We start from the raw sequence: 24,091 nt of genomic DNA, 5'->3' as shown, positions 1-24,091 counted from the left end.
GAGGCGGGTCCGCGCCCGTGCCGACGTCACTTCACCGCGCCGCTCGTCACCCCCGAGATGATCCGCCGCTGGGCCACCGCGAAGACGACGAGCAACGGCAGGCTCATGAGGACGACGTAGGCGAAGATGAGGTGCCAGTTCTCGAGGTAGAGCCCGGCGCTGGCGACCTGGAAGAGGTTGAGCGGGAGGGTGTCGACCCGGCCGCCGACGACGAAGAAGGCGTAGAAGACGTCGTTCCACACGTAGAGGCTGATGAGGATCGTCGCCGTCGCGAGGACCGGCCGCAGCAGCGGCAGGATGATCCGGAAGAAGACGGTGAGCGGCTTGGCCCCGTCGACCCGGGCGGCCTCCTCGAGCTCCGGCGGGACCGTGCGCACGAAGCCGGTGACGAAGAAGATGACGGTCGAGAGGTACATGCCGACGTACACCCCGACCATGCCGGGGATCGTCCCGTCGATCCCCAGCTGGCGCAGGAGCAGCACGACGGTGACGACGGCGGGAGGCAGGACGATGCCGCTGATCCCGATCGCGTAGACGACGGCGAGCACCCGGCCCCCGCGACGGGCGAGGATCCACGACGCGAGCGAGCCGACCGTGAGCACGATCGCGATCGTCGGCGCGAGGATGAGGGCGCTGCCGACGAACGCGTCGAGGACCCGCCCGTCCTCCCAGACCGTCCGGTAGTTCTCGAGCATCTGCCACTGCTGCGGCAGGGCGAGGTTGGGGTTCTGCGCCTCGGCCTGCGGCTTGGCGGAGGTGACGACGACCATCCAGAGCGGGACGCCGAGCAGCAGGACGACGACGAGGACGGCGACGACGGGCTGGACCCGGTCCCAGCCCCGGACACGGTCCCGTCGTGGGCGCCGGGGGGCGGTGGCGGCCCTCGTCGAGGAGACCGCTCCGGTCGTGGTGGTCGAGGTGGTCACAGGACGTTCTCCCGTCGGCGGAGCAGCCCCACGACCGGGAAGGCCATGAGCGCGACCGTGAGGAAGAGCACGAGGCTCATGGTCGTGGCCTGCGCGAACAGGCCTTGCCCGAAGGTGCGGTAGATGAAGATGTTGAGCAGCTCGGTGCTGCGGGCCGGGCCACCGCCGGTCGTCGCCTGGACGATGTCGAAGCTGTTGAGCGACCCGAGCAGCGCGGTGGCGACGTTGAACGTGACCGCCGGCGCCAGGAGCGGGAAGCGTACGTGGACGAACCGCTGCCACGCCGTCGTGCCGTCGAGCTTCGAGGCCTCGATGAGCTGGCCGTCGATCGTCTTGAGGCCCGCGAGGTAGATGAGCATCGACAGACCCATCCACTTCCAGCCGTGGATGACGGCGACGACGACGATGGTCCACGTCGTGCTGCCGAGCCAGGCCGTGCTCACCTCGTCGCCGCTCACCCGGGTGAGGACCGCGTTGAGGGCACCGTCCGGCTTGAGGAGGGCCTGGAAGATGTACCCGACGGCGAGCGCCGACATGAGGACCGGGATGAAGAGGAAGACCCGGCTGAGCCGGTTGACCCGGGTGTCGTTCTCGAGGAGCACGGCGAGGAGCAGACCGAAGAGGTTCTGGAAGAGGGCGACGAGCACGGCGTACACGACGGTGATCCGCAGGGCCCGCAGCAGGTCGCCGTTGCTCAACAACCGCTCGAAATTGTCCGCGCCGACGAAGTTGATCTCGGCCTTGAACGAGGACCAGTCCGTGAAGGCGTAGACGAAGTTGTAGACCGTGGGGAGGAAGAAGAAGACGAGCAGGACCGCGAACGCCGGCAGGAGGAAGGAGACCGGGTAGGACGACGCGTGCCGTGGGTCGGCGGGCCCGAACAGCCGGGGGCCCCGTCGGGCGGACGGTGCGGAGGGCGTGGCGGACCTCTCCCGCACCTCGGTGCCTTGCGCCATTGCAGCAGCTCCTGTCTCGTGTCGACCTGGGCCGAGGGGGTGCCGGCGGACCCGCCGCCGGCACCCCGTCGGGTCACTCGTCGAAGGCCTCGACGCCCTGGGCGCGGGCGAGCTCGGCGAACTGGGCCTGGGTCTGCTCGGCGACCTCCTGCGGGGTGGTCGCACCCTGCAGCATGTCGGCGAGGTAGATGTACAGGTCGGGGTTGGCGACGGCCAGCGACTGCATCGAGCCGACCGAGTCCGCGAGGGCCTCGTTCTCGGAGATCAGGGCCTCCGGGACGCCGTCCGGGTTCGGGACCTCGGTCTGCAGCGAGACGGTCTGCTGGTCCTCGACGAAGGTCGGGTAGCCCTCGCTGAGCCAGTAGTTGAGGAGCTGGCGCGCGGCCGCCTCCCGGTCGTCGTCACCCGTCGCGAAGGCGACGAGGGCGTTGCTCTGGTCCGGGATGTTCGTCCCGACGTTGCCGCCCGGGGAGATCGGGAAGTAGCCGATCTTCTCGTCGAGCTCGGCGGTGTCGGCCTTGCTCTGGAGCTGCCCGAAGAAGGAGTTCACCTGGACGACCATCGCGACGTCGCCGGCGAGGAGGGCGTCGCCCTCGTCCTCGAACGTGGCGGTCTTGTAGTCCTCGTTGAACAGGCCGTCCTCGACGAGGCCCTGGTAGGTGTCGATCGTGTCGAGCACGACCGGGTCGGTGAACGAGGTCTCGTTCGCGTTGATCTCGTCCCACAGACCGTCGGCGGCGGCGTCGGCGAGCTGGACCTGGACCCACCACTGGGTGGCCCAGCGGTCACCGCCCATCTCGAAGAACGGCGTGACGCCGGCCTCCTGGAGCTCACGACCGGTCTCGACCATGTCGTCGAAGCTCGTCGGGGTCTCGGTGATGCCGTTCTCCTCGAGCACCTCCTTGTTGTAGTACACGCCGATGACCGCGGGGCTCTTGATGAGGGCCGCGTAGCGCGTGTCGTCGAGCATGCCGGTGAGGTCGCGCAGCTCGGGCTTGTAGTTCTCGAGGTAGGGGGCGTCGTCGAGCGGCTGGAGGTTCTGCGTCGCGTTGAGGGCCGACAGCTGCGAGCCGGTCGGCTGCCAGAACGCGAGGTCCGGCTTGTCGCCGGTGGCGACACGGGTCTGGACGCTCTGCTCGTAGGGGTCCGGGATGGTCTCGACCTCGACGCTCGCGCCGGTGGCCTCCTCGAAGGCGGCGACGACGGCCTCCGGGACGGTGTTCGAGTTCTGGGCGGCCCAGATCGTCAGCTCGGTGCCGGCGAGGTCGGCGGTCGCCTCGGGCCACTCGGCGGCGGCCGAGTCGCCGGAGCCGGTGTCGGCGGTGCTCGCCCCGGGGTCGGAGCACGCGGCGGGGAGCAGCAGCGCTGCGCCCACCAGGAGTGCGGGGAGGGTGCGGGCGGTCTTCATGGGAACTCCTTTGTTCTGTCGGTGTCCTCGGGGTGAGGACGGTCAGGCCTGCCTGATCCGGAGGACCCGGGCCTGGGGGGTCGTGGCGGGGGTGTGGACCCGGAGCTCGCCGGCCCCGGGCGACCAGTCGGTCGTCCAGGGGTCGTCGCTCACGACCGGGAACACGGTCTCGACGGACGTCTCGGCGCCGGCCAGCCAGGGCAGCGGCACCGTCGCGGTGCTGTCGGCGCCGGGGCGGCGCCACAGGGTGAGGAGGGTCTCCTCCCGCCCACGGAGGGCGAGGCAGACCCAGGGGTCCGTCCAGCCCGGCGCGCCCCAGGGCAGCACCGGCACCGTCTCGGGCAGCAGGTCCCGGAGGGACCGGTGCGCCGCGACGGCCTCCCGGACGAGCTCGCGCTGGTGCGGCTGCATCAGGTCGAGGTGTCCGGAGAGATAGAGGCGGCCGAGGAGTGCGCCGGCGAGGGTGAAGGCCATCTCGTCGGAGTCCATCTCGGCCTGCGGGTAGGCCCAGATGCCGGCCTGCTCGGGGAGCAGGGTGAGCATGGAGGCGGCCGCGATCGGGGGGTAGCGCAGGAAGTCCTGCTGGTCGGAGGTCGACTGCACGTTGCAGCGCGACACGGTGGCGAAGTCCTGGCGCATGCCCCCACTGGCGCACGACTCGAGGAGCACCTGCGGGTGCCGCGCCGCGAGGTCGTCGAGCCAGTCCAGGACCGCCTGCTGGTGACCGAGCAGGTTGCCGCCGGGGCTGCTCGCCGGACCGTCGACCCCCCGGCCGGGGGTGACGTTGTAGTCGAGCTTGAAGAACCCGGCGCCGAGGTCGTCGACGAGCCGGTCGACGACGCTGTCGAGGTGCTTGCGGGCGGAGGGGTCACGCAGGTCGAGCAGGTGGCGTCCGTGCTCGACGATCCGCACGCCCTCCCGGCGCAGGAAGGCCTCGTCGGGAAGGGTGGCCGCGAGCGGGCTGTCGACGCCGATGACCTCCGGCTCGAGCCACAGCCCCGGGACCATGCCGCGGGAGCGGATGTGCGCGAGGACCTCCTCGAGGCCTCCGGGGAAGCGCCACGTCGCGGGCTCCCACTCCCCCACCGTCGACCACCAGCCGCCGTCCTGGGCGTACCAGCCGGCGTCGATGCAGAAGTACTCCGCGCCCGCCTCCGCGGCGGCGTCGACGAGCGGGAGCAGCTTGTCCGTCGTCGGGTCCCCCATGAGGGTGTTCATGTAGTCGTTGAAGACGACCGGCATCGGCAGCGGCCCGGGGCGACGCTCGTCGAGCAGGCGGCGCCGGTGGCGGGTGAGCTCGGCGAAGGCGCCGTCGGTCCCGCCGTCCGCGACGGCGACGGAGACCGGGACGCTCGTCATGGTCGCGCCCGGCTCGAGGACGTGCCGCCACTCGTGCTCGTCGGTCGGCCCGGTGGCCAGGAAGGTCAGCTCGCGGTGCTCCGGCGTCGTCCGCTCGGACAGCTCGACGGTCCAGGAGCCGTTGTGCTCGACCTGCCAGGCGAGGGCCCGACCGCTGGGGCGGTGCAGGAGCGCTCCGCTCGGCATCCACGTCGCCGACGACCAGGACCCGGCCGACCCGAGGACGACGGCGTCACGCCGGTCCTGGTCCTGGTGCCGCGGGAGGTCGAGGTCGACGAGGGCGTCGTCGGCACCGAGGTCCTCGAGCCGGTAGCGGGCCTCCCCGACCCACGTGCTGCGGCCGGTGAGGTGGCTGACGTCGGCGAGCGCCTCCCCCGGCCGCAGGAACGACCCGAGGGCCAGGCTGGAGACGGCCTCGAGGACCACGCGCTCGGCTCCGTCGTTGTGCACCGTCGTCCAGGCCTGGAGAGCGGCCGCCCCCCGCGCGCTGCGCAGGTGGCTCGTCACGACGAGGCCGGTGGCGGCGTCCCGCTGCACGACCTCGAGCACGCACCAGTCGCCGACCTCGCGGACGCTGTGCGACACGGGCCGCAGACGCTGCCCGACGAGCGTGTTGTGGTGCGTCGTGTTCATGTGGGCCCGCCCGTGGCCGACGGCCAGCAGCTCGACGAGCGGCTGCGCCGGGGCGTCGGCGGCATTGTCGGGGGCGGGGGTGCCCAGCGCGACGATGCGCGCGGGCCGGTCGTCGGCGAGGGACAGCGCGAGCGTCAGCTCGGCTCCGTCCATCGTCACGGTCTGTTCCACTGTCGTGCTCCTTTGCGCGGTGTCTCGCCATGAAAACGTTGATCAGATGTCCGCGTCAAGAGCTTCCCAGAAGATTCTGATTAACGTTTTCATCACGCCGCCGGTGAAGGACCCACCGGGATCGGACAGCGGTCGTCGACGCGCGGGGGTGGTCGGCAGCGCGTCCCGGCGCGGCAGCCCCGCGTGGGAACATCCGTCGTCAGGCGACCGGGGTCGGCGCGGGACCGGTGCTGTCCCGGATGACGAGCTCGGCGCGGACCCGGCGGCCACGTCGGACGGGCCGCCCGTCGGCGACCTCGCCGAGCGCCCGGAAGGCCAGGCGCCCGAGCTCGTGGAAGTCCTGGGCGACGGTCGAGAGCGGCGGCAGGGTGAAGGCGCTGACCGCGAGGTCGTCGAAGCCCATGACGGAGACGTCCTCGGGGACCCGCCGCCCGGCCTCGGCCATGGCACGGAGCACGCCCATCGCGAGCTCGTCGTTGCCGCAGAGCACCGCGGTCACCTCGGGCCGCGACGCGAGCCGGCGTCCGGCCTCGTACCCGGAGAGCGGGGTCCAGTCCGCCTGCTCCACCTCGGGGACGGGTGCGCCGGCGGCCTCGAGCGCCGCACGCCACCCGACGACCCGGCCGATGGGGCGCCCGACGACCGGGATCGCGACGTGGTGGACCGTGCGGTGCCCCAGCCCGAGGAGGTACTCCGTGGCCTCCCGGCCCGGGGTCTCGTCGTCGAGGAGGACCCGGGTCACCCCGTCCCGCCGCGCCACCGGTGCCGTCGCGACGACGGGGACGTGCGGCGGGAGCGCGCGCAGCGCCGCCTGGCCGGCCTCGTCGAACTCGATGACGATGACCCCCGTGAGCGCCTGGCCGAGCAGCAGGTCGGTGGCCCGCTCGATGACGTCGGGGTCCGCGGTCTCGACGACCGAGATCGCGACGGCGATCCCCGCCTTGCGGGCCTCCTCCTCGATGCCCTGGATCGTCATCGCGTAACCGAACCGGGTCGTGTCGGAGGCGACGACGGCGACGAGGGACCGGGTGCCGCGCACGAGGGACTGGGCGGCCGGGTTGGGCCGGTAGCCGAGGTCGCGCACCGCCTGCTCGACGAGGGTCCGCTTGGCCTCGCTCACGGGGACCGTGGAGTTGAGCACACGGGAGACCGTCGGGACCGACACCCCGGCCGCGCGCGCGACGTCGGAGAGCGTCGGCGCGCGGGGACGCTCGCGGTCGGCCATGGGGTCACGGTAGTGCCGTCGACGCCGTGGGAGCCGCCGACCCCCGGGACTCCCTTCCGCGCCGGGCGGATCCGCCCGTGGCAGGACCACCTCCCGGCGACGTCGACGATGCCGCACCGTCGGTCCCATGAGCGACCACGCCCGCCCCACCCATCCGCTCGACGCCGAGCTGAGCCGGCGCCTCTTCGAGCAGCGCGTCCTCCTCCTCGGGGAGCCCCTCGAGGACTGGAACAGCAACCGGCTCTGCAACGGCCTCCTCCTGCTCTCCCTCGAGGACCCGCGCGCCGACATCCACCTCCTCGTCAACTCCCCCGGTGGCTCGGTGCCGGGCATGCTCGCGATCCGCGACTGCATGCGGGCCGTCCCGAACGACGTCCGCACCGTCAACCTCGGGATGGCCTACAGCGCCGGCCAGTTCCTCCTCTCCTCGGGGACGAAGGGCAAGCGCTACGCCATGGAGCACTCCAAGGTCCTCCTCCACCAGGGCTCCGCCGGGATCGGCGGCACGGCGATGGACATCGCGATCCAGGCCGAGGACCTGCGCGCGACCCGGGACACCGTCATCGGCCTCGTCGCGCAGGACACCGGCCAGGACCGGGAGACGGTCGAGCGCGACTCGCGACGGGACCGCTGGTTCACCGCGCAGGAGGCCCTCGACTACGGCTTCGTCGACGCCGTCGTCTCCGGTCTCGACGACGTCCTGCCGAGCAGAGCGCGCACCGTCGGCCTCGGAGGTGTCCGGTGAGCACCTACCCGATCCCCTACGTCACGACCCGCACGCCGCTCGGTGAGCGCACCGTCGACATCTGGAGCCGGCTGCTCGCCGACCGCGTCGTCTACCTCGGGACACCCGTCGACGACGGGGTCGCGAACGCCGTCATCGCCCAGCTGCTCCACCTCGAGACCGAGGACCCGGACCGTCCGATCAACCTCTACCTCAACTCCCCCGGCGGGCAGATCCCGGCGACCCTCGCGATCTACGACGCGATGCAGTTCGTCCGCGCCCCGGTCGAGACGACGTGCGTCGGCCAGGCCGTCGCGAGCGCCGTCGTCCTCCTCGCCGGCGGCGAGCCGGGCAGCCGCCGGATCCTCCCGCACGCCCGGGTCGTCGTCCACGCGCCCGCCGCCGAGGGGCGCGGGACGATCCCGGACCTCATCCTCGAGGCCGACGAGGTGGAGCGGGTCCGCACGATGCAGGAGGAGCTGCTCGCCCTGCACACCGGTCGCTGCCGGGAGCAGGTCCGCGACGACACCGAGCGCGACCTCGTCCTCACCCCGGAGGCGGCCGTCGAGTACGGCGTCGTCGACGCGGTCGTCCGGGCCCGGCCGAGGGGGTGAGCCGGCGGCGGGCGCACGCTCAGGCGGCGAGGCAAGGGGCGCCGCCGGACGCCCCGGCGAGCCGCGTCGCCGCCCTGCCGGCGAGCTCGGCGACGGTGAGGTCGAGGGCGCCGGCGACGGCCGACAGGACCTCCGAGGACGGCTCCTTGAGCCCGCGCTCGACCTCCGAGAGGTACTGGACCGAGACCCCGGCGCGGCCCGCGACGTCGACCAGCCGCTCCTCGCGCTCGGCCCGCTCGGCGCGCAGCTCGGTGCCGACCGCCTCGCGCCACAGCGGCTCGGGGCGGGGACGCGGGACGGGACCGCGGGAGGCGACGGGACGACGGTGCAGCGGGACGACGACGCTCATGGACCGACGGTAGACCCGCTGCCGCGGCACCCGGCCGCCGTTCCGCCGACAGCGGACCGGGGCCGGGCGCCGGCGCGCGGGACGGACGCGGGGGCCGGCGGCGCGAGGGGCCCAGGTGCGTCCTCGCGCCGCCGGGGTCTGCGGGGCCCGCGCCTCAGAGGCGGGCGGCGAGCCGGTGGTACGCGGAGCTCCAGCGCAGGGAGTCCCGCATCCCGGGGATGGTCGTGCCGCCGTCGATGACGACGAGCTCGGTGCGCAGCATCTCGGCGAGCTCACGGAACTCGGCCGTGCCGACGGCGGTCGAGAGGACGGTGTGGTGCGGACCGCCGGCGAGGATCCACGACTCGGTCGAGGTCGCGAAGTCCGGCTTCGGCTCCCACACCGCGCACGCGACGGGCAGGTTCGGCAGCGGCTCGGACGGCTCGACGACGTCGATCTCGTTGAGGGTGAGCCGGAAGCGGTCGCCCATGTCGCTGATGCCGACGACGACGGCGTCCGTCGCGGGCGCGGCGGTGAACCGGAGCCGGACGGGGTCCTCGCGGCCGCCGATGCCGAGCGGGTGGATCTCCAGCGTCGGGCGGCCGGCGGCGATGCTCGGGCACACCTCGAGCATGTGCGCGCCGAGGATCTTCTCCGCACCCGGCGTCGACAGGTCGTAGGTGTAGTCCTCCATGAACGACGTGCCGCCCGGTCGCCCGGCGGCCATGGCCTTCGTCGTCCGCAGCATGACCGAGGTCTTCCAGTCGCCCTCGCCGCCGAAGCCGTAGCCGTCCGCCATGAGGCGCTGGACCGCGAGGCCCGGCAGCTGGCGCAGGCCGCCGAGGTCCTCGAAGTTGCTCGTGAACGCCGTGAACCCCCCGTCCTCGAGGAAGGTCCGCAGGCCCCACTCGATGGCGGCGCCGTAGCGCAGCGACTCGTGCCGCTCGCCGCTCGGGAGCAGCTCGGCGGCGACGTCGTAGTGGTCGACGTAGTCGGTGACGATGTCGTCGACCGCGTCCGCGGGGGCGGAGTCGACGAGGTCGGCGAGCTCGGTGACGCCGTAGGTGTTGACCGACACCCCGAACCGCAGCTGGGCCTCGACCTTGTCGCCCTCGGTGACGGCGACCTCGCGCATGTTGTCCCCGAAGCGGGCCAGGCGCATCGTCCGCAGCTCGTGCGCGCCCCGGGCCGCCCGGGTCCACGCCGCGACGCGCTCGCGGACGGCCGGGTTCGAGACGTGGCCGGACACGACGGTCCGCGACACCCCGAGCCGGGCGCCGATGTAGCCGAACTCGCGGTCGCCGTGGGCGGCCTGGTTGAGGTTCATGAAGTCCATGTCGATGGAGCTCCACGGCAGCTGTGCGCCGGCCTGGGTGTGCAGGTGCAGCATCGGCTTGCGGAGGGCGTCCATGCCGGCGATCCACATCTTCGCCGGCGAGAAGGTGTGCATCCACGTGACGACCCCGGCGCAGTCCGGGTCGGCGTTCGCCGCGAGGATCATCGCGTGGACCGACGCCGAGTCCTTGAGGACCGGCTTCCACACGACGCTCGCCGAGAGGTCGCCCTCGGCGTCGAGCTGCTCGGCGACGGCGCGCGACTGGTCGGCGACCTGGGCGAGGGTCTCCTCGCCGTAGAGCTCCTGGCTGCCGGTGAGGAACCAGACGGTGAGCGGGCGGACGGGCAGGGGGCTGGACATGTGGTGGGTGCTCCTCGGGTGGGACGGGGTCGGTGGGGCGCGGCCGGGACGCGAAGGCAGTCGGCGCGCGGTCAGCGCTGGCCGTAGACGTTCTGGTAGCGGTCGAAGAGGGAGGCGACGTCGGACTCGGCGATCCGCTGCGGCTCGCCGAGCTGACGCGAGACGTGGACCGAGCGGGCGACGTCCTCGAGCATGACGGCGGCCTTGACGGCGTCCTTCGCGTCCTTGCCGATGGTGAACGGGCCGTGCCCGGCCATGAGGACGGCCCGGCTGTTCGACCCCCGCAGCGTCTCGACGATGCCGCGGCCGATCGAGTCGTCGCCGATGAGGGCGAACGGGCCGACGGGGATGTCGCCGCCGAACTCGTCGGCCATCATCGTGAGGACGCACGGGATCGGCTCGGCGCGTGCCGCCCAGGCGCAGGCGTACGTCGAGTGGGTGTGCACGACACCGCCCACCTCGGGCATGTGCCGGTAGACGTAGGCCGCGGCGGCGGTGTCCGAGGACGGGGCGCGGTCGCCCTCGACGACCTCGCCGTGGAGGTCGCAGACGACCATCGACTCCGGGGTGAGGTCGTCGTAGGACACCCCGGACGGCTTGATGACCATGAGGTCGTGCCCGGGGACGCGGGCGGAGACGTTGCCCGCGGTCCACACGACGAGCCCGTAGCGGGTCAGCTCGCGGTGCAGGTCGCTCACGGTGCGCCGCAGGGCGGCGATCGTGTCGCGGACGTCGGTGACGGCGGTCATGCGGGGGTCCTCCTCGGACGGGTGGGTGGTGCGGTGCTCTCGCGGACGACGAGCTCGGGGACGAGCAGCGGGGCGGGTTCGGGCGAGCCGCCGTCGACGAGGTGTCGGACGGTCTCGACGGCCCGCCGGCCGATGGCGGCGAAGTCCTGGCGCACGGTCGTGAGCGGCGGGAGCAGGTAGCCCGCCTCGGGGATGTCGTCGAAGCCGACGACGCTCACGTCGTGGGGCACCCGGCGACCGGTCTCGTGGAGCGCGCGGAGCACGCCGAGGGCCATCTGGTCGTTGGCGGCGACGACGCCGGTGACGTCGGGGCGGTCGCGGAGCAGGAGCCCCGCCTCGTAGCCGCTCTGCGAGCTCCAGTCGCCGACGAGGGGGTCCTCGGCGGCCAGACCCGCCTCGTGCATCGTGGCGCGCCAGCCCTCGAGCCGGGCCCGGGCCTCCGCCCAGTCGAGCGGGCCGGCCACGTGGACGACCGCCCGGTGCCCGAGGTCCAGCAGGTGCCGCGTCGCGGCGCGCGAGCCGGCCACCTGGTCGACCCCGACCCCGGCGGCCCCCTCCCCCAGGTCGCCCTGGGCGATGACGACGGGGACCCCGACGGTCTGGGCCCGGGCGAGCCGGAGCGCCTCGTCGTGCCCGACGACCATGACGACGGCCTCGACCCCGAGGGTGCGCAGGTGCTCGGCCGCGCGGGCGAACGCCTTGGGCGTCAGCTCCGGCAGGTTGACCGACGTCGCGAGGAAGCCTGCCTCGCTCGCGGCGAGCTCGATGGTCCGCTCGATGCTCGCCGTGCCGAACTCGACGGCGGCGGTCGCGACGACGCCGATGATCCCGGAGCGTCCGCGGACGAGCGCGCGAGCCGTCGTGTTGGGCCGGTAGCCGAGCTCGTCGATGGCGGCGAGCACCTTGTCGCGGGTCGCCGGACGGATGTGGTCGGCGCCGTTGACGACGCGCGAGACGGTCTGGTGGGAGACACCCGCCACCCGGGCGACGTCCGCCAGCACGGGGCGGCGCCCCTCTTCGACCGTCATCATCGACCTCCGTTGTCCGCGACGATTGTGAACGCTAACATTCACGGTGTCAACGCCGACCGAAGGAGCCCTCCCCATGACCACCGCCGCCGCATCGCCCGACGCCGACGTCATCAGCCAGGGCCGCGCCGTGCTCGGGATCGAGCTCGGGTCCACCCGGATCAAGGCGGTGCTCGTCGCCCCCGACGGCCGTCCGCTCGCGAGCGGTGGGCACGCGTGGGAGAACCGTTTCGTCGACCGGACGTGGACCTACACCGAGGACGACGTGTGGTCCGGACTGCGCGAGGCCTACGGCGCGATGGCGGACGACGCGCAGGAGCGCCACGGCGTGCGCCCGACGGCCCTCGGCGCGCTCGGGGTCTCGGCGATGATGCACGGCTACCTCGCCTTCGACGAGGCGGGCGCGCTCCTCGTCCCGTTCCGCACCTGGCGCAACACGACGACCGGCCCGGCGGCGGGTGAGCTCACCGAGCTGCTCGGCGTCAACATCCCGCTGCGCTGGTCGGTGGCGCACCACTACCAGGCGGTCCTCGACGACGAGCCCCACGTGGCGCAGGTCGCGAGCCTGACGACCCTCGCCGGCTGGGTCCACCGCCGGCTCACCGGGGAGCACGTCCTCGGGGTCGGCGACGCCTCGGGCATGTTCCCGATCGATGCCGCCACCGGGACCTACGACGCCGACCTCGTCGCCCGGTACGACGCGCGCCTCGCCGAGCGCCTCGACGGGGTCTCCCTCGAGGCGCTGCTGCCGCGGGTCCTCCCGGCCGGTCGGGACGCCGGTCACCTCACCGCGGACGGCGCGGCCCTGCTCGACGCGACGGGCGCCCTCTCCCCCGGCGCGCCGCTCTGTCCGCCCGAGGGCGACGCGGGGACCGGCATGGTCGCGACGAACGCCGTGGCCCCCCGGACCGGCAACGTGAGCGTCGGGACGAGCATCTTCGCGATGGCCGTCCTCGAGCAGCCCCTCGCCCGGGTGCACGAGGAGATCGACATGGTGACGACCCCGTCCGGGGACCCGGTGGCGATGGTGCACTGCAACAACGGCGCGAGCGAGCTCGACGCCTGGGCCGGCGTCTTCGCCGAGCTCGTCGAGGCCGTCGGCTCGCCGGCCGGCCGCGACGAGGTGTTCCGGGCCATGCTCTCCGCGGCTCTCGACGCGGAGGCCGACGCGGGCGGAGTCCTCGCCTACAACTACCTGTCCGGTGAACCGGTGACGGGCCTCGACGAGGGGCGCCCGCTCTACCTGCGGACTCCCGACAGCCGTCTGAGCCTCGGGACCTTCGTCCGCGCCCAGGTCCTCGGGGCGTTCGCGACGCTGGCCCTCGGGATGCGGATCCTCGACGACGAGGGGGTCGACCTCGACGTCGTCGTCGGACACGGCGGCATCTTCCGGACCGCCGGGGTGGCGCAGCGCCTGCTCGCCGGTGCGCTCGACACCCGCGTCGCGGTCGGCGAGAGCGCTGCGGAGGGCGGCGCGTGGGGCATCGCCGTCCTCGCGTGCTACCTCGCCGACGACAGCGGCGCCGACCTCGCCTCGTGGCTCGACACCCACGTCTTCGCCGACGCGGCCTCGAGCGTCGTCGAGCCCGACCCCGCCGACGTCGAGGGCTTCCGGTCCTACCTCACCCGGTACGAGGCGGGCCTGGCCGTCGAGCGCGCCGCGGTCGACGCCTGCTGAGCCCGGCTCGACCCCGGGTCAGGCCCGGTCGAGCAGGCGGGCCATCCGCTTGGCGACGGTGTCGGTGGCCCGGCGCGGGGAGATCCGCGACAGCACGTCCATCGCTCGTGCGTCCTTGCCGATGACGACGCGGAAGGAGCCGTCGGCGAGGCCGTCGACGACCTGCCGGCCGGCGTCCTGCGGCGTCGTGAGCGACATCGAGGAGCCCGCCTCCTCCCCGGCCGACGGGATGCTCACGCCGGAGTTGTCGGTGATGTGCGTCGACACCCCTCCGGGGAAGACGACAGTCACCGCGACCGGGGTGTCCCGCAGCTCGGCGTAGAGGGCCTCGGTGAAGAGCATGACGGCCGCCTTGCTCGCCCCGTAGACCGCCTGGCCCGGGACGGGGACGAGCGCCCCCATGCTCGAGACGTTGACGATCCCCGCCTCCGGGCGCTCCAGCAGCAGCGGCAGGAAGGCCCGGACGGTCCCGACGACGCCGTGGAAGTTCACGGCCATGACCCGGTCGACGACGGCCTGATCGAGGTCGGCGACCCGGACGAAGGGCTGGATGATCCCGGCGACGTTGAGCAGCGCGTCGACCGAGCCGTGCGAGGTGAGTACCGCCTCCAGCAGGGCGGCCACAGCCGCGGCGTCGGTGACGTCGACGGCGTGGGTCGACAGTCGCTCGCCGGCCCCGGCGAGGTCCGCGGTCTCCGCGAGGCCGTCCTCGCGCAGGTCGACGGCCGCCACCCGGGCGCCCCGCCGCAGCAGCTCGAGGACGACCTCGCGCCCGATGCCGTTGCCGCCGCCGGTGACGACCGCGGTGCGTCCGGTGAGCTCCATCAGGCGTCCCCGTCCGTCGCCGCGGCGGACAGATGGCGTGCTGCGAGGTGGCCGAAGACGAGCGCCGGACCCAGTGTCGACCCCGGTCCGGGATAGGTCCGACCCATGACCGACGCGCTGCAGTTCCCGGCCGCGAAGAGCCCCTCGACCACCGACCCGTCGGACCGCAGCGCCCTCGCGTGCTCGTCCGTGACGACCCCGCCCTTGGTCCCGAGGTCGCCGGGGACGACCTCGACAGCGGTGAAAGGCCCGCGCTCGATCGGCCCGAGGTTGGGGTTGGGGTGGACCGTCGGGTCGCCGTAGTAACGGTCGTAGGCGGAGTTGCCCCGGCCGAAGTCGTGGTCGACGCCGGTGCGGGCGAACCCGTTGAACCGCTCGACGGTCGAGCGCAGTGCCGCGCTCTCCACCCCGATCCGCCCCGCGAGCGCCTCGAGCGTCGGCTCCTCGTGGAGGATGCCCGCCGCCCGCATCCGCTTCAGCACGCGGGGATCCATCGCGTAGGAGCGCAGGTAGCGCCGGGCGTGCCGCCGGTCGCTCACCATCCAGAAGCGGCCGGGCACCTCCTCACGGCGCTCGAACATGTGGTGCCCGAGGTCGACGTAGGACTCGGACTCGTTGGCGAACCGGCGCCCGGAGGCGTCGACGATGATCGAGAACGGGACGGACCGCTCGCTCACCATGAACCCGGCGCGGTCCTGCGGGCTCGCGGGCGGTACCGACCCACCCCACCAGGCGTCGTCCATGAGGTCGGTGTCGGCACCGGCCTTCTCGGCGATCTCGATGACCGACCCGACGTTGGACGCCGCCCCGGAGGACCAGGAGCCGTCGACGCCGTGGAAACGCTCGCGCATCTCGGCGTTGTGGTCGAAGCCGCCCCCGGCGAGGACCACCCCGCGGGTCGCCGCGACGGTGACCGGCCGGCCGTCGCGGACGACGCGGACGCCGACGACCCGGTCGTCCTCGACGACGAGCTCCTCGACCGGGGTCCCGGTCCAGACCTGCGTCCCCTGCCGCTGGACGACGTCCATGAGCGCGGCCGTCAGCCCGGCACCCATCCCGACCTGCCACTGGCGACGAGCCGCCATCGCGAGCACCCGGCCGGCGACCTTCGCGCCGCGGACCATGCCGCCGGGTGTCGACCAGGCCCGCTGGAGCAGCCAGAAGTCGTCGGTCATGACCGGGGCCGGGACCCCCTCCTTCTTGCCGCGGGACGTCGCCCACCAGGGGCCGATGCGGCGGACGTCGAAGGGGCGGACCTCGATCGCACGGCCGACCTTCCCACCGGGCAGCTCGGGGTAGTAGTCCGGGTAGTCCGCGGCCCGGGCGAACGTCATGCCGAGCCGCTCGAGCATCTCGACGAGCGGGCGGACGCCGTCGACGAACGCCTCCTTCCGGGCCCGGGACGTCGCCGGCCCGGCGTCGCCGACGGTCCGCTCGAGGTACTCCAGCGCCTCCTCACGCGAGTCGCCCGCCCCGTCCCGGCGCATGAGCGGGTTGTCCGGCAGCCACACCCCGCCCCCGGACATCGAGGAGCTGCCACCCCACAGGCCGCTCCCCTCGACGACGAGGACCGACAGCCCGAGGTCGGCGGCGGGAAGGGCCGCACCGACGACGGCGTGGGTGTGGTCGGCGGCGACGGCGTCGTGGGTGTGGTCGGCGACGACGGCGGTCATGGCGGCTCCTGCGGGCTCGACACAACCGGACACTGTTGTCCGGTTGTACGCTCACCAGCATGCCGCCGCCCCGCCGCGCCCGCAAGACCCTCGGGCAGACCCCGCCACGGTCGTCCGCGCCTCGGGGGGCGAACCGGGGACCGGCGGCGGCCGCGGAGAACCGCGAGAAGATCCTCGCCGCCGCCCGGCGACTGTTCGTGGCGCACGGATACCGGGTGCCGCTCAGCACGATCGCCCAGGAGGCCGGCGTCGGCCAGGGAGTGCTCTACCGGCACTTCCCCGGCCGGCTCGAGCTCGCGACCGCCGCGTTCGAGGGCAACCTCGACGCGATCGAGGCCCACGCCGCCGCCCATCCCGGCCCGGACGGCCTCGTCCTCGTGTGGCGCCGGATGGTCGAGACCCTCCTGGAGTCGACGGCGTTCGTCGAGGTCGTCGCCCACGCCGCCGACGCGGGGGCCGCGATCGGGGCCGCCGACCGGATGGCCGGCATCCTCGCCGGGCGGCTCGAGCAGGCCCGGGAGGCCGGCATCGTGCGCGAGGACCTCGAGGTCGAGGACCTGTTCCTCCTCGTGCGGATGGTCCACGGGCTCGCCGTGACGAACCCGCGCGACCGCTCGCTCGCGGACCAGGTGCGGCGCGCGGTCGGCCTCGTCGACCCCGCGCTCGCCTGGCCGCCCGAGCCCTGACCTCGGCACGGCCGGTCCTCGACGGATCAGCCGCCGGTGGGCTCGGCGGGTGCCGGCCGCACGGCCTCGCGGGTCCGGCTCGCCGCGAGGCTCGCGAGGAGCGCGAACCTCTCGGCGGTCGCCGAGCCCGCGGGCGCCGTGTACGAGGTGACGGAGACCCCCGACCCCCCGGGGACGGCGAGCACGTCGTAGTCGGCCTCGAGGTCGCCGACCTCGGGGTGGTGGAACACCTTGCGCCCCGAGCGGTGCTCGTGGACGTCGCGGGCGGCCCAGTGGGCGCGAAAGACGGGGCTGCGCGTCGAGAGCTCGCCGACGAGGGCGGTGACGTCCTCCGCCAGCGGGTCCCGGCCGGCCTCGTACCGCAGCATCGCGGCGTTGAGGCTGCACGCGAGGTCCCAGTCCTCGAAGAAGGACTGCGCCCGCGGGTCGAGGAAGGTGAACCGGGCGAGGTTGGGGCGTGCCGCCTCGAACACCGGCGCGAACATCGCCCGCCCGAGGAGGTTGGCGCCGACGACGTCCTGGCAGGCGTCGTAGGCGAGCGCCGGCACGGTCATGCTGTCGAGCATCCGCTGCAGCGACTCGGGCAGACCGGCACGTCCGCCGGCGGGCGCACGCCGCCCCGACCGAGACGGGCGGAAGAGCGCGAAGAGGTGCGCCCGCTCGGCGTCGGTGAGCCGCAGGGCGGTCGCGATCGCGCCGAGCACCGCGTCGGAGGCGCTCGTCACGCGGCCCCGCTCGAGCTTCGTGTAGTAGTCGACGCTCACACCCGCGAGGACGGCGACCTCCTCACGTCGCAGGCCCGGAACTCGCCGCTCGCCGCCCCCCGCCGGCATCCCGACCTGCGCGGGGGTGACGTTGGCGCGTCGCGAGGCGAGGAACTCGCGGATCTCGTCCGTCATGTCCACATCTCCAGGGTACGAGCGGCTGACCCGTGCACGCCCGTCACAGCGTCAGCATGACCTTCGTCGCGCGACGCTCGTCCATCGCCCGGTACGCCTCGGCCGCATCCTCGAGCGGGAGCGTCAGGTCGAAGACGAGGCCCGGGTCGATCTCGCCGGCCCAGATCCGCTCGAGCAGGTCGGGCAGGAACCGGCGGACCGGAGCCGGGCCGCCGAGCGCGTGGATCCCCGCAAAGAACAGCTCGATCCCGGGGATCTGCACATCGTGGTTGACCCCGACGTAGCCCAGGTGGCCTCCGCCTCGGGTGATGCCGACGGCCTGCATGAACGACTCCTGCGTCCCGACGGCCTCGATGACCGAGTGCGCGCCGAGGCCGCCGGTCAGCTCCTTGACCTTCTCGACGCCCTCGTCGCCACGCTCCTCGACGATGTCGGTCGCGCCGTAGTGACGCGCGAGACGCTGCCGCTCGGGGTGGCGCGACATCGCGATGATCCGCTCGGCACCGAGCTCCCGTGCGGCGAGGACGGCCATGAGGCCGACGGCACCGTCACCGACGACGGCGACGGTCCTGCCCGGACCGGCCTCCGCGGCCACCGCGGCGAACCAGCCGGTCCCGAGCACGTCGGACGCGGCGAGCAGCGCGGGGTAGAGCTCCGGCCCCGGGGTGCCCGGGGTCTTCACGAGCGTGCCGTCCGCGTGCGGGATCCGCGCCTTCTCGGCCTGCGTCCCGATCGTCTGCGCGACGAACTCCGCGTGGACGCACTTGGACTGGAAGCCGGCCCGGCAGATCTCGCACGTGTTGTCCGAGATGACGAAGGAGCCGACGACGAAGTCGCCGGGGGCCACGGTCTCCACGGCGGAGCCGACCTCCTCGACGACGCCGATGTACTCGTGGCCCATCACCTGGTGGTCTGCGGGCTCGACGCCGCGGTACGGCCAGAGGTCGGACCCGCAGACGCACGTCGCGGCCAGGGTGATGACGGCGTCGGTCGGCTCGAGGATCTCGGGGTCAGGGCGGTCCTCGACCCGGACGTCCCCGGCGGTGTGCATGACGACTCCGCGCACGGGAGTCTCCCTTCTGTGTCGCTGGTGACCCCGCGGTCGGGGCCCTCACCACCAGGGAACCGCCCAGCGACCCCGGCCGGGAGGGTCTGTTCTTCCCCCTCGGTGCGCCCGGCTCGACGGGGCCGCGTCGTCGGACGGGCCGGCAGGCCGCCGACCACGACGGAGCGCCGGCCGGACCCCGTGCGGGTCCGGCCGGCGCTGCGTGGGCGAGCCGCTACTTCAGCGTGAACCTCACCGTCGTCGGGTTACCGAGCGTGTCGAACACCACGAGGGTGTTCTCACCCTTGACCGCACCGAACGAGCCCTTCTTCACCCCGTTCAGGTCCGACCACACCGCATCCGTGAGGTCCTTGACCGTCCCGTTCACCGTCACACGGTCGACCTTCGACGGGTCGTGCAGCTTGAACGACACCTTCGAGTACACACCACCCGAACCCGACGTCAGCTTCCCGTCCTCCTTGACCGTCACCTCCGGACCGGAGACGTCCAGCACGAACTCCACCGTCGTCACGTTCCCGGCCACGTCGAACACCTCCAGCGTGTTCTCACCCTCGAGCGCACCGAACACACCCGGACGCACGAAGTTCAGGTCCGACCACACGTTGTCGCTCAGGTTCTTGACCGTCCCGTTTACCGAGACCCTGTCCACCTTCCCGGCATCGTGCAGCTTGAACGACACCTTCGCGAACCGCCCGTCCCGGCCCACCGTGAACTCCGAGCCGTCCTTCACCGTCGCCGTCGGGGCCTTGGTGTCCAGGGCGAACTCCACCGTCGTGCCGTTGCCGGCGACGTCCGTCACGACGAGGGTGTTCTTCCCCTCGACCGCCCCGAACCTCCCGGGGACGACACCGTCCAGGTCCGACCACTCCGCGTCCGTCAGGTCCTTCTCCACCCCGTTGAGGGTGAGCCGGTCCACCTGGCCGTCCACGTCGTGGAGCTTCCACGACACCGTCGACCAGATCCCGTCCCGACCCACCGAGGAGTCCTTGACCGTCACGACCGGCCCGACCGTGTCGGCGGGCTCGCTGCCCGCGACGACGCGGACCTCGTGCGAGGCGCCCGTCAGGTCGAGCGGCACCGTGAGGTCACCGTCGCTCGTCACGGACTCCCGGGCCTCGCCGTCGACGAGGACCCGGTAGTCACCGGCCGGCAGGGACCCGAGCGAGACGACCGGCGAGTAGGCGCCGGACCCCGTCGGGTTCTCCAGGGTGAGCGAGACCTCGGAGAGGTCCTCGGCCACGACGGCCTCGGTGTAGCGCGCCCCGTCGAGAGCGACGGAGAAGCCGCCCTCGGTGTAGAGGGTCAGCGCCTGGCGGACGCCGTCCTTCGGGACGACGGTGTAGGAGCCGTCCTCCAGGGTGACGTCGCCGCCGTAGCCGTACAGGCCCACGACGTCGTCGTCGACGACGTTGACCGACGCGGTGCGCATGGCGCCCCAGAAGCCGAGGTCGGCCTCACCGGACCAGGCCCACCAGCCGTCGATCATCGGCATGAACGACCACGCACCCTCGCCGGCACCGAGCTGGCTCTGGTACTGCCAGGACGCGGCCCCGATGTTGGCCGGCGAGTCGCTGATCTGACCGGAGTTGATGTTCGCCCAGCCGCCGAGGTAGGCGCCGTAGGTCGAGCGCATCGCGTCGTCGAAGTCCGGGTCGTCGGGCGAGGCGTACGTCGACAGGTACTCCTGCTGCTGCCACGCCCCCAGCTGGGTCTCGTAGCCGAGGTTCCACCACGACTCACCCATGTGCCGGTTGTCCGAGCCGTAGTAGTACCAGAGCGGCTGCAGACCGCGGGACGCGAGCGAAGCGCTCTGCACCTTGTCCGCGAGCTCGGGGTTGTCGAACATCGTGGCCAGCGTGTAGTTGGCCTCGAACCCGGTGGTGTCGATGCTCGCCTCGGACGCGAACGGGTACTCCTGGGCGAAGAGGCGGTCGGCCTTGTCCGACAGCCGACCCCGCAGCGTGTCGGCCTCGGCCGACATGCCCTCCGCGCGCAGCGCCGCGAGCAGCTGCGGGTAGGTGCTCTCGCCCATGAGGCCGAGGTCGTGGGCCGCGTCACCGATCGGGGTCGGCAGCGGGATCTTCGTGAACATCGCGTCGATCGTCCTGTACGCCATCGTGAGGTACTCGGTCGCCGTGAAGCTCGTGTCGAGGTCCGGGTAGCGCGTCTTCAGCTCGTACATCGCGAGGTAGGTGTTCGCGATGTGCGTGTAGTTGTAGGCCCGCCACACTCCCTGGTCGTTCGGGGTGTCGTCACGACCGTCGTACCAGCGGTAGACCTGCCAGGTGCGCTCGCCGTTCTCCGTCCGCGACTGGAGGTAGCCGAGCAGGAAGTTCTCGATGTAGTAGTCGATGGCCGAGACCTGGTCCTGGTCCGGCTCGACGAGGTTCTTCTCGGCGAGGTAGGCCGCCGGGGCCAGGCCGAGGTCGTCCGAGCCGCCGGCCATCCACTGCTTCCAGCCGCCGCCCGGGTAGTCGTCCCACGTGACGAGCTTCTCCCGGCTCATGTCCCACTGGAGGAACGCGCCGTCGTAGCCCCGGTCGGTCCGGGCCTGCTGGTGGTCGACGAGGAAGTCGGCCCGACGCTCGATGAGCGTCTCGACCGGCTCGACGGCCGCGTACTGCAGCACCGACCGCCGACCGCCGTCGAAGGTCACGACGACCTGCTGCGGACCGAGCTGCGGCAGGGTGAGCTCGTAGAGCTCGTACCCGTTCCGCTCTCCGGCCGGCTCGACGGTGATGTCCTTGCCGTCCTCGCCGGTCACCGACTCGATGCCGCCCTTCGCGCGGACCGCGAGGGTCGCGGTCTGGTCGGTCGGGATGGTCATCCCGGGCAGCGACACCGCGTCGACGACGCCGGCGTCGTACAGGACGTCATGCAGGTCGGCGTAGGAGTCGGCCCACCGGAAGGTGAAGCCGTAGTCCTTCGTCCCACCGGCCGGCAGGGTGAGCGAGGTGGCCGGCAGGTACCCGCCGATCTTGCCCTCCCGCTCGGGCTGCAGCGCTTTGGAGTGGATCGAGAACTCGACGAGGCCCTCCCACGCGGGGTCGTTCTCGCCGAACGGTCCCTCGCCGGTGCGCGCCTTGTTCCGGAACTCCAGCGAGGTCCCGGACTTCGGGACCATGACGAGGTACGGGCCGACGCCGTTGGGGCGCTGCCAGTACGCGTAGGAGCCGTCCTGGGCGATGAACGAGTGCCGCCCGACGTTCTGCTCGTAGATGCTCGTCTGGTCGCCCCCGTTCCACCACGAGTTCATGAGCATCGGCAGGGAGAGGTCCTCGACCTCGATCGCGGCGCCCGAGGTGTTGTCGATGCTGATCGACCAGTCGAGGACGTCCTCGTCGGCCCCGGTGAGGGCGTAGCGCTCGGTGAGGTCGAAGCCGCGGATGCCGTACTGGTTCGCGGCGTTCCCCGTGTAGGACACGGCGATGCCCTCGTCGTCGGAGGTCACGGTCCGGACGTCGTCGGACAGCCCGGTGACCCGGGGCGTGCCGTCGACGCGCATGACGACGTCGCCGACCCAGCGCGAGTCGTTGACGTCGAAGCGCGGACGCTGGGTCGGGTTCTCGACGTAGTTCGTGCAGAAGGGGTCGTCCGCGGCGTTGGCGAGGTGGTAGACACCGCCGGTCACCCGGCTCACCCCGACGCTGAACGCGTCCGAGGTCAGGGTCTCCAGCCCGGCTCCCGCCCGGTCCGGCGCCTCGCCGGTGACGGCCCACTCGCTGACGGCGACCGCGGCGAAGGTCGTGCCGTTCGTCGTCGCGTCGAACACCGCCCGCAGGCGCTCGGTCGTCACGGGCTCGGCGAAGACGACCTCGTTCGGAGCGGCCTTGTCCCGGCCGTAGGACGAGCCGTCGGCGAGGGCGACGTCGGCCCAGGCCCCGTCGACCCACGCCTGGATCCGCCAGGAGCGCGGGACCGCGACGCCGTTGCCCGCGGTGTCGGACGTCGTGTCGTGCCAGAAGGAGACCGCGGCGCCGGTGAAGGTCCCGGCCCCCGACCAGGTGTACTGGAGCCACTGCGAGGCGGGGCGGTTCGAGGAGTACGTCCCCCAGACCTGGTTCTGCTGGCCGCCGGTGAAGACCGACACCCCGTCGCTCACCGCGGCGATGGAGTTCCAGGACGCCGTGTACGACGCCGTCGGGGTCGCCTTCTGGGCGACCGAGGTCTCGGGCGGGGTGCACGACCCCGTCGTCGCGGCCGCGGGGACGGCCGTGGGGGCGGGTGCCGCCGTCGTCGGGGCGGCTGTCGCGAGCCCCATGACGACCGCGGCGGCCGTCATCCCGACGGCGGACCGTCGGAGCGCTGTCTTCGCCATTGAATGCACGCTTCCTGTCTTTCGGACCGACACCGGGCGCCGGCCCTCGGGGTGGGCGAGCCGGATGCTCACGCCCGGCTCACGACCACGCGGCCGCCTGCTCTCCGGCGGCGCTGCGGGGTCGACGCCCTTACGGTAGGAAGACTCCGCGTCATGCCGCAATGGTTTTCGGAATGTTTCGAGAACGACCCCTGGGACGCACTGTCCCGGGGGTCGTCGACGGTCGTCGGTGGGCCTCAGCCCACGTGGTCGCGCCAGGTGTGCCGTGGCTCGTAGCCGAGGACGCGTCGGGCCTTGTCGATGCCGAGCAGCGTCTCGTGCTCGCCGAGCTCCTTCGTGATCGGCACGTCGGGGTGGACCTCGGCCATGAGGCTCGCGCTGGAGCGGGACATCACGGTGTCCGCGTTCGCGATGACGAAGACGTCGGCACCGGGCACGTCGTGGGCGAGGGCCCGTTCGACGGCCTGCGCCCCGTCCCGCGCGTCGATGTAGCCCCAGAGGTTCCACTTCCGCAGCTGCGGGTCGGCGTCGAACGAGGGGAACTGCGCGTAGTCCTCGACGTCCATGACGTTGGAGAAGCGCAGGCCGACGGCGACGAGGTCGGGCTGCCAACGGCAGAAGTGCCCGGCCATCTCCTCCTCGAGCGCCTTGTTGAGCGAGTACGTCGACTCCGGTCGCGGGGCGTACTCCTCGTCGACCGGGGCGTACGGCGGCGGGGTGTCGAACGGCAGGCCGAGGACGGTCTCGCTCGAGGCCCAGACGACCTTCGTGATGCCGGCGGCCCGGGCCGCGGCGAAGACGTTGTACGTCGCGGCCGAGTTGTTCGCGTACGTCGCGGCGTTCGTCGTCATGCCCGGGGCCGGGATGGCCGCGAGGTGGACGACGGCGTCGACGGGCGCGTGCTCGTCGACGCCGCCGAGCATCTCGACGACCTGGCCGTAGTCGGTGAGGTCGACGACGAGGAACTCGCCGTCGACCTCGCGGGGGTCGCTCCCGGCGACCCGGTCGGTCGCGAGGACGTCGAGCCCGACGTCGCGCAGGTGCGCGACGACGGCCCGACCGAGCTTGCCGCGGGCGCCGGTGACGACGACACGGCTCGGGCTGCTGGTGGTGGTGGTCATGTCCCCAT

Annotated in this window: 19 protein-coding genes; 4 read left to right on the top strand and 15 right to left on the bottom strand. The window is 72.7% G+C overall.

The annotated features are described in order from the left end of the window. Positions 1 to 26 precede the first annotated feature (26 nt). The 5 genes from KC207_RS01920 to KC207_RS01900 form a co-directional block, all read right to left on the bottom strand. Positions 27 to 926 (bottom strand): carbohydrate ABC transporter permease, encoded by a 900-nt coding sequence (locus KC207_RS01920; protein ID WP_249138501.1) that lies wholly within the window; start codon positions 924 to 926, stop codon positions 27 to 29. Continuing rightward, positions 923 to 1,882, bottom strand: a complete 960-nt coding sequence (locus KC207_RS01915; protein WP_249138500.1) for a carbohydrate ABC transporter permease — start codon at positions 1,880 to 1,882, stop codon at positions 923 to 925. Before KC207_RS01915 ends, KC207_RS01920 begins: the two co-directional genes overlap by 4 nt. A gap of 73 nt (positions 1,883 to 1,955) precedes the next feature. Then, positions 1,956 to 3,290, bottom strand: coding sequence for an ABC transporter substrate-binding protein (locus KC207_RS01910; protein ID WP_211601221.1), 1,335 nt, complete (start codon positions 3,288 to 3,290; stop codon positions 1,956 to 1,958). A 42-nt stretch (positions 3,291 to 3,332) separates the two neighbouring features. Beyond that, positions 3,333 to 5,453, bottom strand: coding sequence for a glycoside hydrolase family 36 protein (locus KC207_RS01905; protein WP_211601220.1), 2,121 nt, complete (start codon positions 5,451 to 5,453; stop codon positions 3,333 to 3,335). A 199-nt stretch (positions 5,454 to 5,652) separates the two neighbouring features. Continuing rightward, a complete protein-coding gene (locus KC207_RS01900; RefSeq protein ID WP_211601219.1) occupies positions 5,653 to 6,678 on the bottom strand; it encodes a LacI family DNA-binding transcriptional regulator in 1,026 nt (341 codons plus the stop codon). Positions 6,679 to 6,805: 127 nt separating this feature from the next. Here KC207_RS01900 and KC207_RS01895 point away from each other — a divergent pair, with 127 nt between their 5' ends. Continuing rightward, positions 6,806 to 7,423: a ClpP family protease gene (locus KC207_RS01895; RefSeq protein WP_211601218.1), complete on the top strand. Its 618-nt coding sequence runs from the start codon at positions 6,806 to 6,808 to the stop codon at positions 7,421 to 7,423. Beyond that, complete coding sequence (locus tag KC207_RS01890; protein WP_211601217.1) at positions 7,420 to 8,016, top strand: ClpP family protease; 597 nt, start codon at positions 7,420 to 7,422, stop codon at positions 8,014 to 8,016. Before KC207_RS01895 ends, KC207_RS01890 begins: the two co-directional genes overlap by 4 nt. A gap of 19 nt (positions 8,017 to 8,035) precedes the next feature. Here the strand turns inward: KC207_RS01890 and KC207_RS01885 are convergent, their stop codons facing one another. The 4 genes from KC207_RS01885 to KC207_RS01870 all read right to left on the bottom strand — a co-directional run bounded on the left by KC207_RS01885 (position 8,036) and on the right by KC207_RS01870 (position 11,820). After that, complete coding sequence (locus KC207_RS01885; protein WP_211601216.1) at positions 8,036 to 8,365, bottom strand: helix-turn-helix domain-containing protein; 330 nt, start codon at positions 8,363 to 8,365, stop codon at positions 8,036 to 8,038. A gap of 154 nt (positions 8,366 to 8,519) precedes the next feature. Continuing rightward, positions 8,520 to 10,040, bottom strand: coding sequence for an L-arabinose isomerase (gene araA, locus KC207_RS01880; RefSeq protein WP_211601215.1), 1,521 nt, complete (start codon positions 10,038 to 10,040; stop codon positions 8,520 to 8,522). A gap of 71 nt (positions 10,041 to 10,111) precedes the next feature. Beyond that, the gene (locus KC207_RS01875; RefSeq protein WP_211601214.1) at positions 10,112 to 10,789 is read right to left on the bottom strand and encodes an L-ribulose-5-phosphate 4-epimerase; all 678 of its coding nucleotides are present in this window, start codon (positions 10,787 to 10,789) and stop codon (positions 10,112 to 10,114) included. Next, the gene (locus KC207_RS01870) at positions 10,786 to 11,820 is read right to left on the bottom strand and encodes a LacI family DNA-binding transcriptional regulator (RefSeq protein ID WP_211601213.1); all 1,035 of its coding nucleotides are present in this window, start codon (positions 11,818 to 11,820) and stop codon (positions 10,786 to 10,788) included. Before KC207_RS01870 ends, KC207_RS01875 begins: the two co-directional genes overlap by 4 nt. Before the next feature lie 73 nt (positions 11,821 to 11,893). On the opposite strand from KC207_RS01870, the gene KC207_RS01865 reads away from it, so the two are divergent. Continuing rightward, on the top strand, positions 11,894 to 13,495 hold the full coding sequence (locus KC207_RS01865; protein ID WP_211601212.1) for a xylulokinase: 1,602 nt from the start codon (positions 11,894 to 11,896) through the stop codon (positions 13,493 to 13,495). A gap of 18 nt (positions 13,496 to 13,513) precedes the next feature. Here KC207_RS01865 and KC207_RS01860 read toward each other — a convergent pair whose 3' ends face one another. Next, on the bottom strand, positions 13,514 to 14,320 hold the full coding sequence (locus tag KC207_RS01860) for an SDR family NAD(P)-dependent oxidoreductase (RefSeq protein WP_211601211.1): 807 nt from the start codon (positions 14,318 to 14,320) through the stop codon (positions 13,514 to 13,516). Further along, the gene (locus KC207_RS01855; RefSeq protein ID WP_211601210.1) at positions 14,320 to 15,993 is read right to left on the bottom strand and encodes an FAD-binding protein; all 1,674 of its coding nucleotides are present in this window, start codon (positions 15,991 to 15,993) and stop codon (positions 14,320 to 14,322) included. Before KC207_RS01855 ends, KC207_RS01860 begins: the two co-directional genes overlap by 1 nt. Positions 15,994 to 16,052: 59 nt before the next feature. On the opposite strand from KC207_RS01855, the gene KC207_RS01850 reads away from it, so the two are divergent. After that, a complete protein-coding gene (locus KC207_RS01850) occupies positions 16,053 to 16,679 on the top strand; it encodes a TetR/AcrR family transcriptional regulator (protein WP_211601209.1) in 627 nt (208 codons plus the stop codon). A gap of 26 nt (positions 16,680 to 16,705) precedes the next feature. Here KC207_RS01850 and KC207_RS01845 read toward each other — a convergent pair whose 3' ends face one another. The 4 genes from KC207_RS01845 to KC207_RS01830 form a co-directional block, all read right to left on the bottom strand. Then, positions 16,706 to 17,578 (bottom strand): helix-turn-helix transcriptional regulator, encoded by an 873-nt coding sequence (locus KC207_RS01845; protein ID WP_249138499.1) that lies wholly within the window; start codon positions 17,576 to 17,578, stop codon positions 16,706 to 16,708. A gap of 43 nt (positions 17,579 to 17,621) precedes the next feature. Further along, positions 17,622 to 18,644: a zinc-dependent alcohol dehydrogenase family protein gene (locus KC207_RS01840; RefSeq protein WP_211601207.1), complete on the bottom strand. Its 1,023-nt coding sequence runs from the start codon at positions 18,642 to 18,644 to the stop codon at positions 17,622 to 17,624. Positions 18,645 to 18,858: 214 nt separating this feature from the next. Beyond that, entirely contained in the window at positions 18,859 to 22,962 is a 4,104-nt protein-coding gene (locus tag KC207_RS01835) for a DUF5695 domain-containing protein (protein WP_211601206.1), read from the bottom strand. Between the two features lie 236 nt (positions 22,963 to 23,198). Continuing rightward, complete coding sequence (locus KC207_RS01830; RefSeq protein ID WP_211601205.1) at positions 23,199 to 24,083, bottom strand: NAD-dependent epimerase/dehydratase family protein; 885 nt, start codon at positions 24,081 to 24,083, stop codon at positions 23,199 to 23,201. Between the last annotated feature and the right edge of the window lie 8 nt (positions 24,084 to 24,091).

The organism is Phycicoccus avicenniae (assembly GCF_018139485.1).
Classification (GTDB): domain Bacteria; phylum Actinomycetota; class Actinomycetes; order Actinomycetales; family Dermatophilaceae; genus Phycicoccus; species Phycicoccus avicenniae.
The sequence above is the reverse complement of the archived record's forward strand: the minus strand, read 5'-3'. Positions and strand labels throughout refer to the sequence as shown.

What these genes read in the sequence shown, in the direction of transcription:
- KC207_RS01915 (WP_249138500.1), bottom strand. Translation starts at nt 1,882, where the DNA reads ATGGCGCAAGGCACCGAGGTGCGGGAGAGGTCCGCCACGCCCTCCGCA.
- KC207_RS01910 (WP_211601221.1), bottom strand. Translation starts at nt 3,290, where the DNA reads ATGAAGACCGCCCGCACCCTCCCCGCACTCCTGGTGGGCGCAGCGCTG.
- KC207_RS01900 (WP_211601219.1), bottom strand. Translation starts at nt 6,678, where the DNA reads ATGGCCGACCGCGAGCGTCCCCGCGCGCCGACGCTCTCCGACGTCGCG.
- KC207_RS01895 (WP_211601218.1), top strand. Translation starts at nt 6,806, where the DNA reads ATGAGCGACCACGCCCGCCCCACCCATCCGCTCGACGCCGAGCTGAGC.
- KC207_RS01885 (WP_211601216.1), bottom strand. Translation starts at nt 8,365, where the DNA reads ATGAGCGTCGTCGTCCCGCTGCACCGTCGTCCCGTCGCCTCCCGCGGT.
- araA (WP_211601215.1), bottom strand. Translation starts at nt 10,040, where the DNA reads ATGTCCAGCCCCCTGCCCGTCCGCCCGCTCACCGTCTGGTTCCTCACC.
- KC207_RS01875 (WP_211601214.1), bottom strand. Translation starts at nt 10,789, where the DNA reads ATGACCGCCGTCACCGACGTCCGCGACACGATCGCCGCCCTGCGGCGC.
- KC207_RS01870 (WP_211601213.1), bottom strand. Translation starts at nt 11,820, where the DNA reads ATGATGACGGTCGAAGAGGGGCGCCGCCCCGTGCTGGCGGACGTCGCC.
- KC207_RS01865 (WP_211601212.1), top strand. Translation starts at nt 11,894, where the DNA reads ATGACCACCGCCGCCGCATCGCCCGACGCCGACGTCATCAGCCAGGGC.
- KC207_RS01860 (WP_211601211.1), bottom strand. Translation starts at nt 14,320, where the DNA reads ATGGAGCTCACCGGACGCACCGCGGTCGTCACCGGCGGCGGCAACGGC.
- KC207_RS01855 (WP_211601210.1), bottom strand. Translation starts at nt 15,993, where the DNA reads ATGACCGCCGTCGTCGCCGACCACACCCACGACGCCGTCGCCGCCGAC.
- KC207_RS01850 (WP_211601209.1), top strand. Translation starts at nt 16,053, where the DNA reads ATGCCGCCGCCCCGCCGCGCCCGCAAGACCCTCGGGCAGACCCCGCCA.
- KC207_RS01845 (WP_249138499.1), bottom strand. Translation starts at nt 17,578, where the DNA reads ATGACGGACGAGATCCGCGAGTTCCTCGCCTCGCGACGCGCCAACGTC.
- KC207_RS01835 (WP_211601206.1), bottom strand. Translation starts at nt 22,962, where the DNA reads ATGGCGAAGACAGCGCTCCGACGGTCCGCCGTCGGGATGACGGCCGCC.
- KC207_RS01830 (WP_211601205.1), bottom strand. Translation starts at nt 24,083, where the DNA reads ATGACCACCACCACCAGCAGCCCGAGCCGTGTCGTCGTCACCGGCGCC.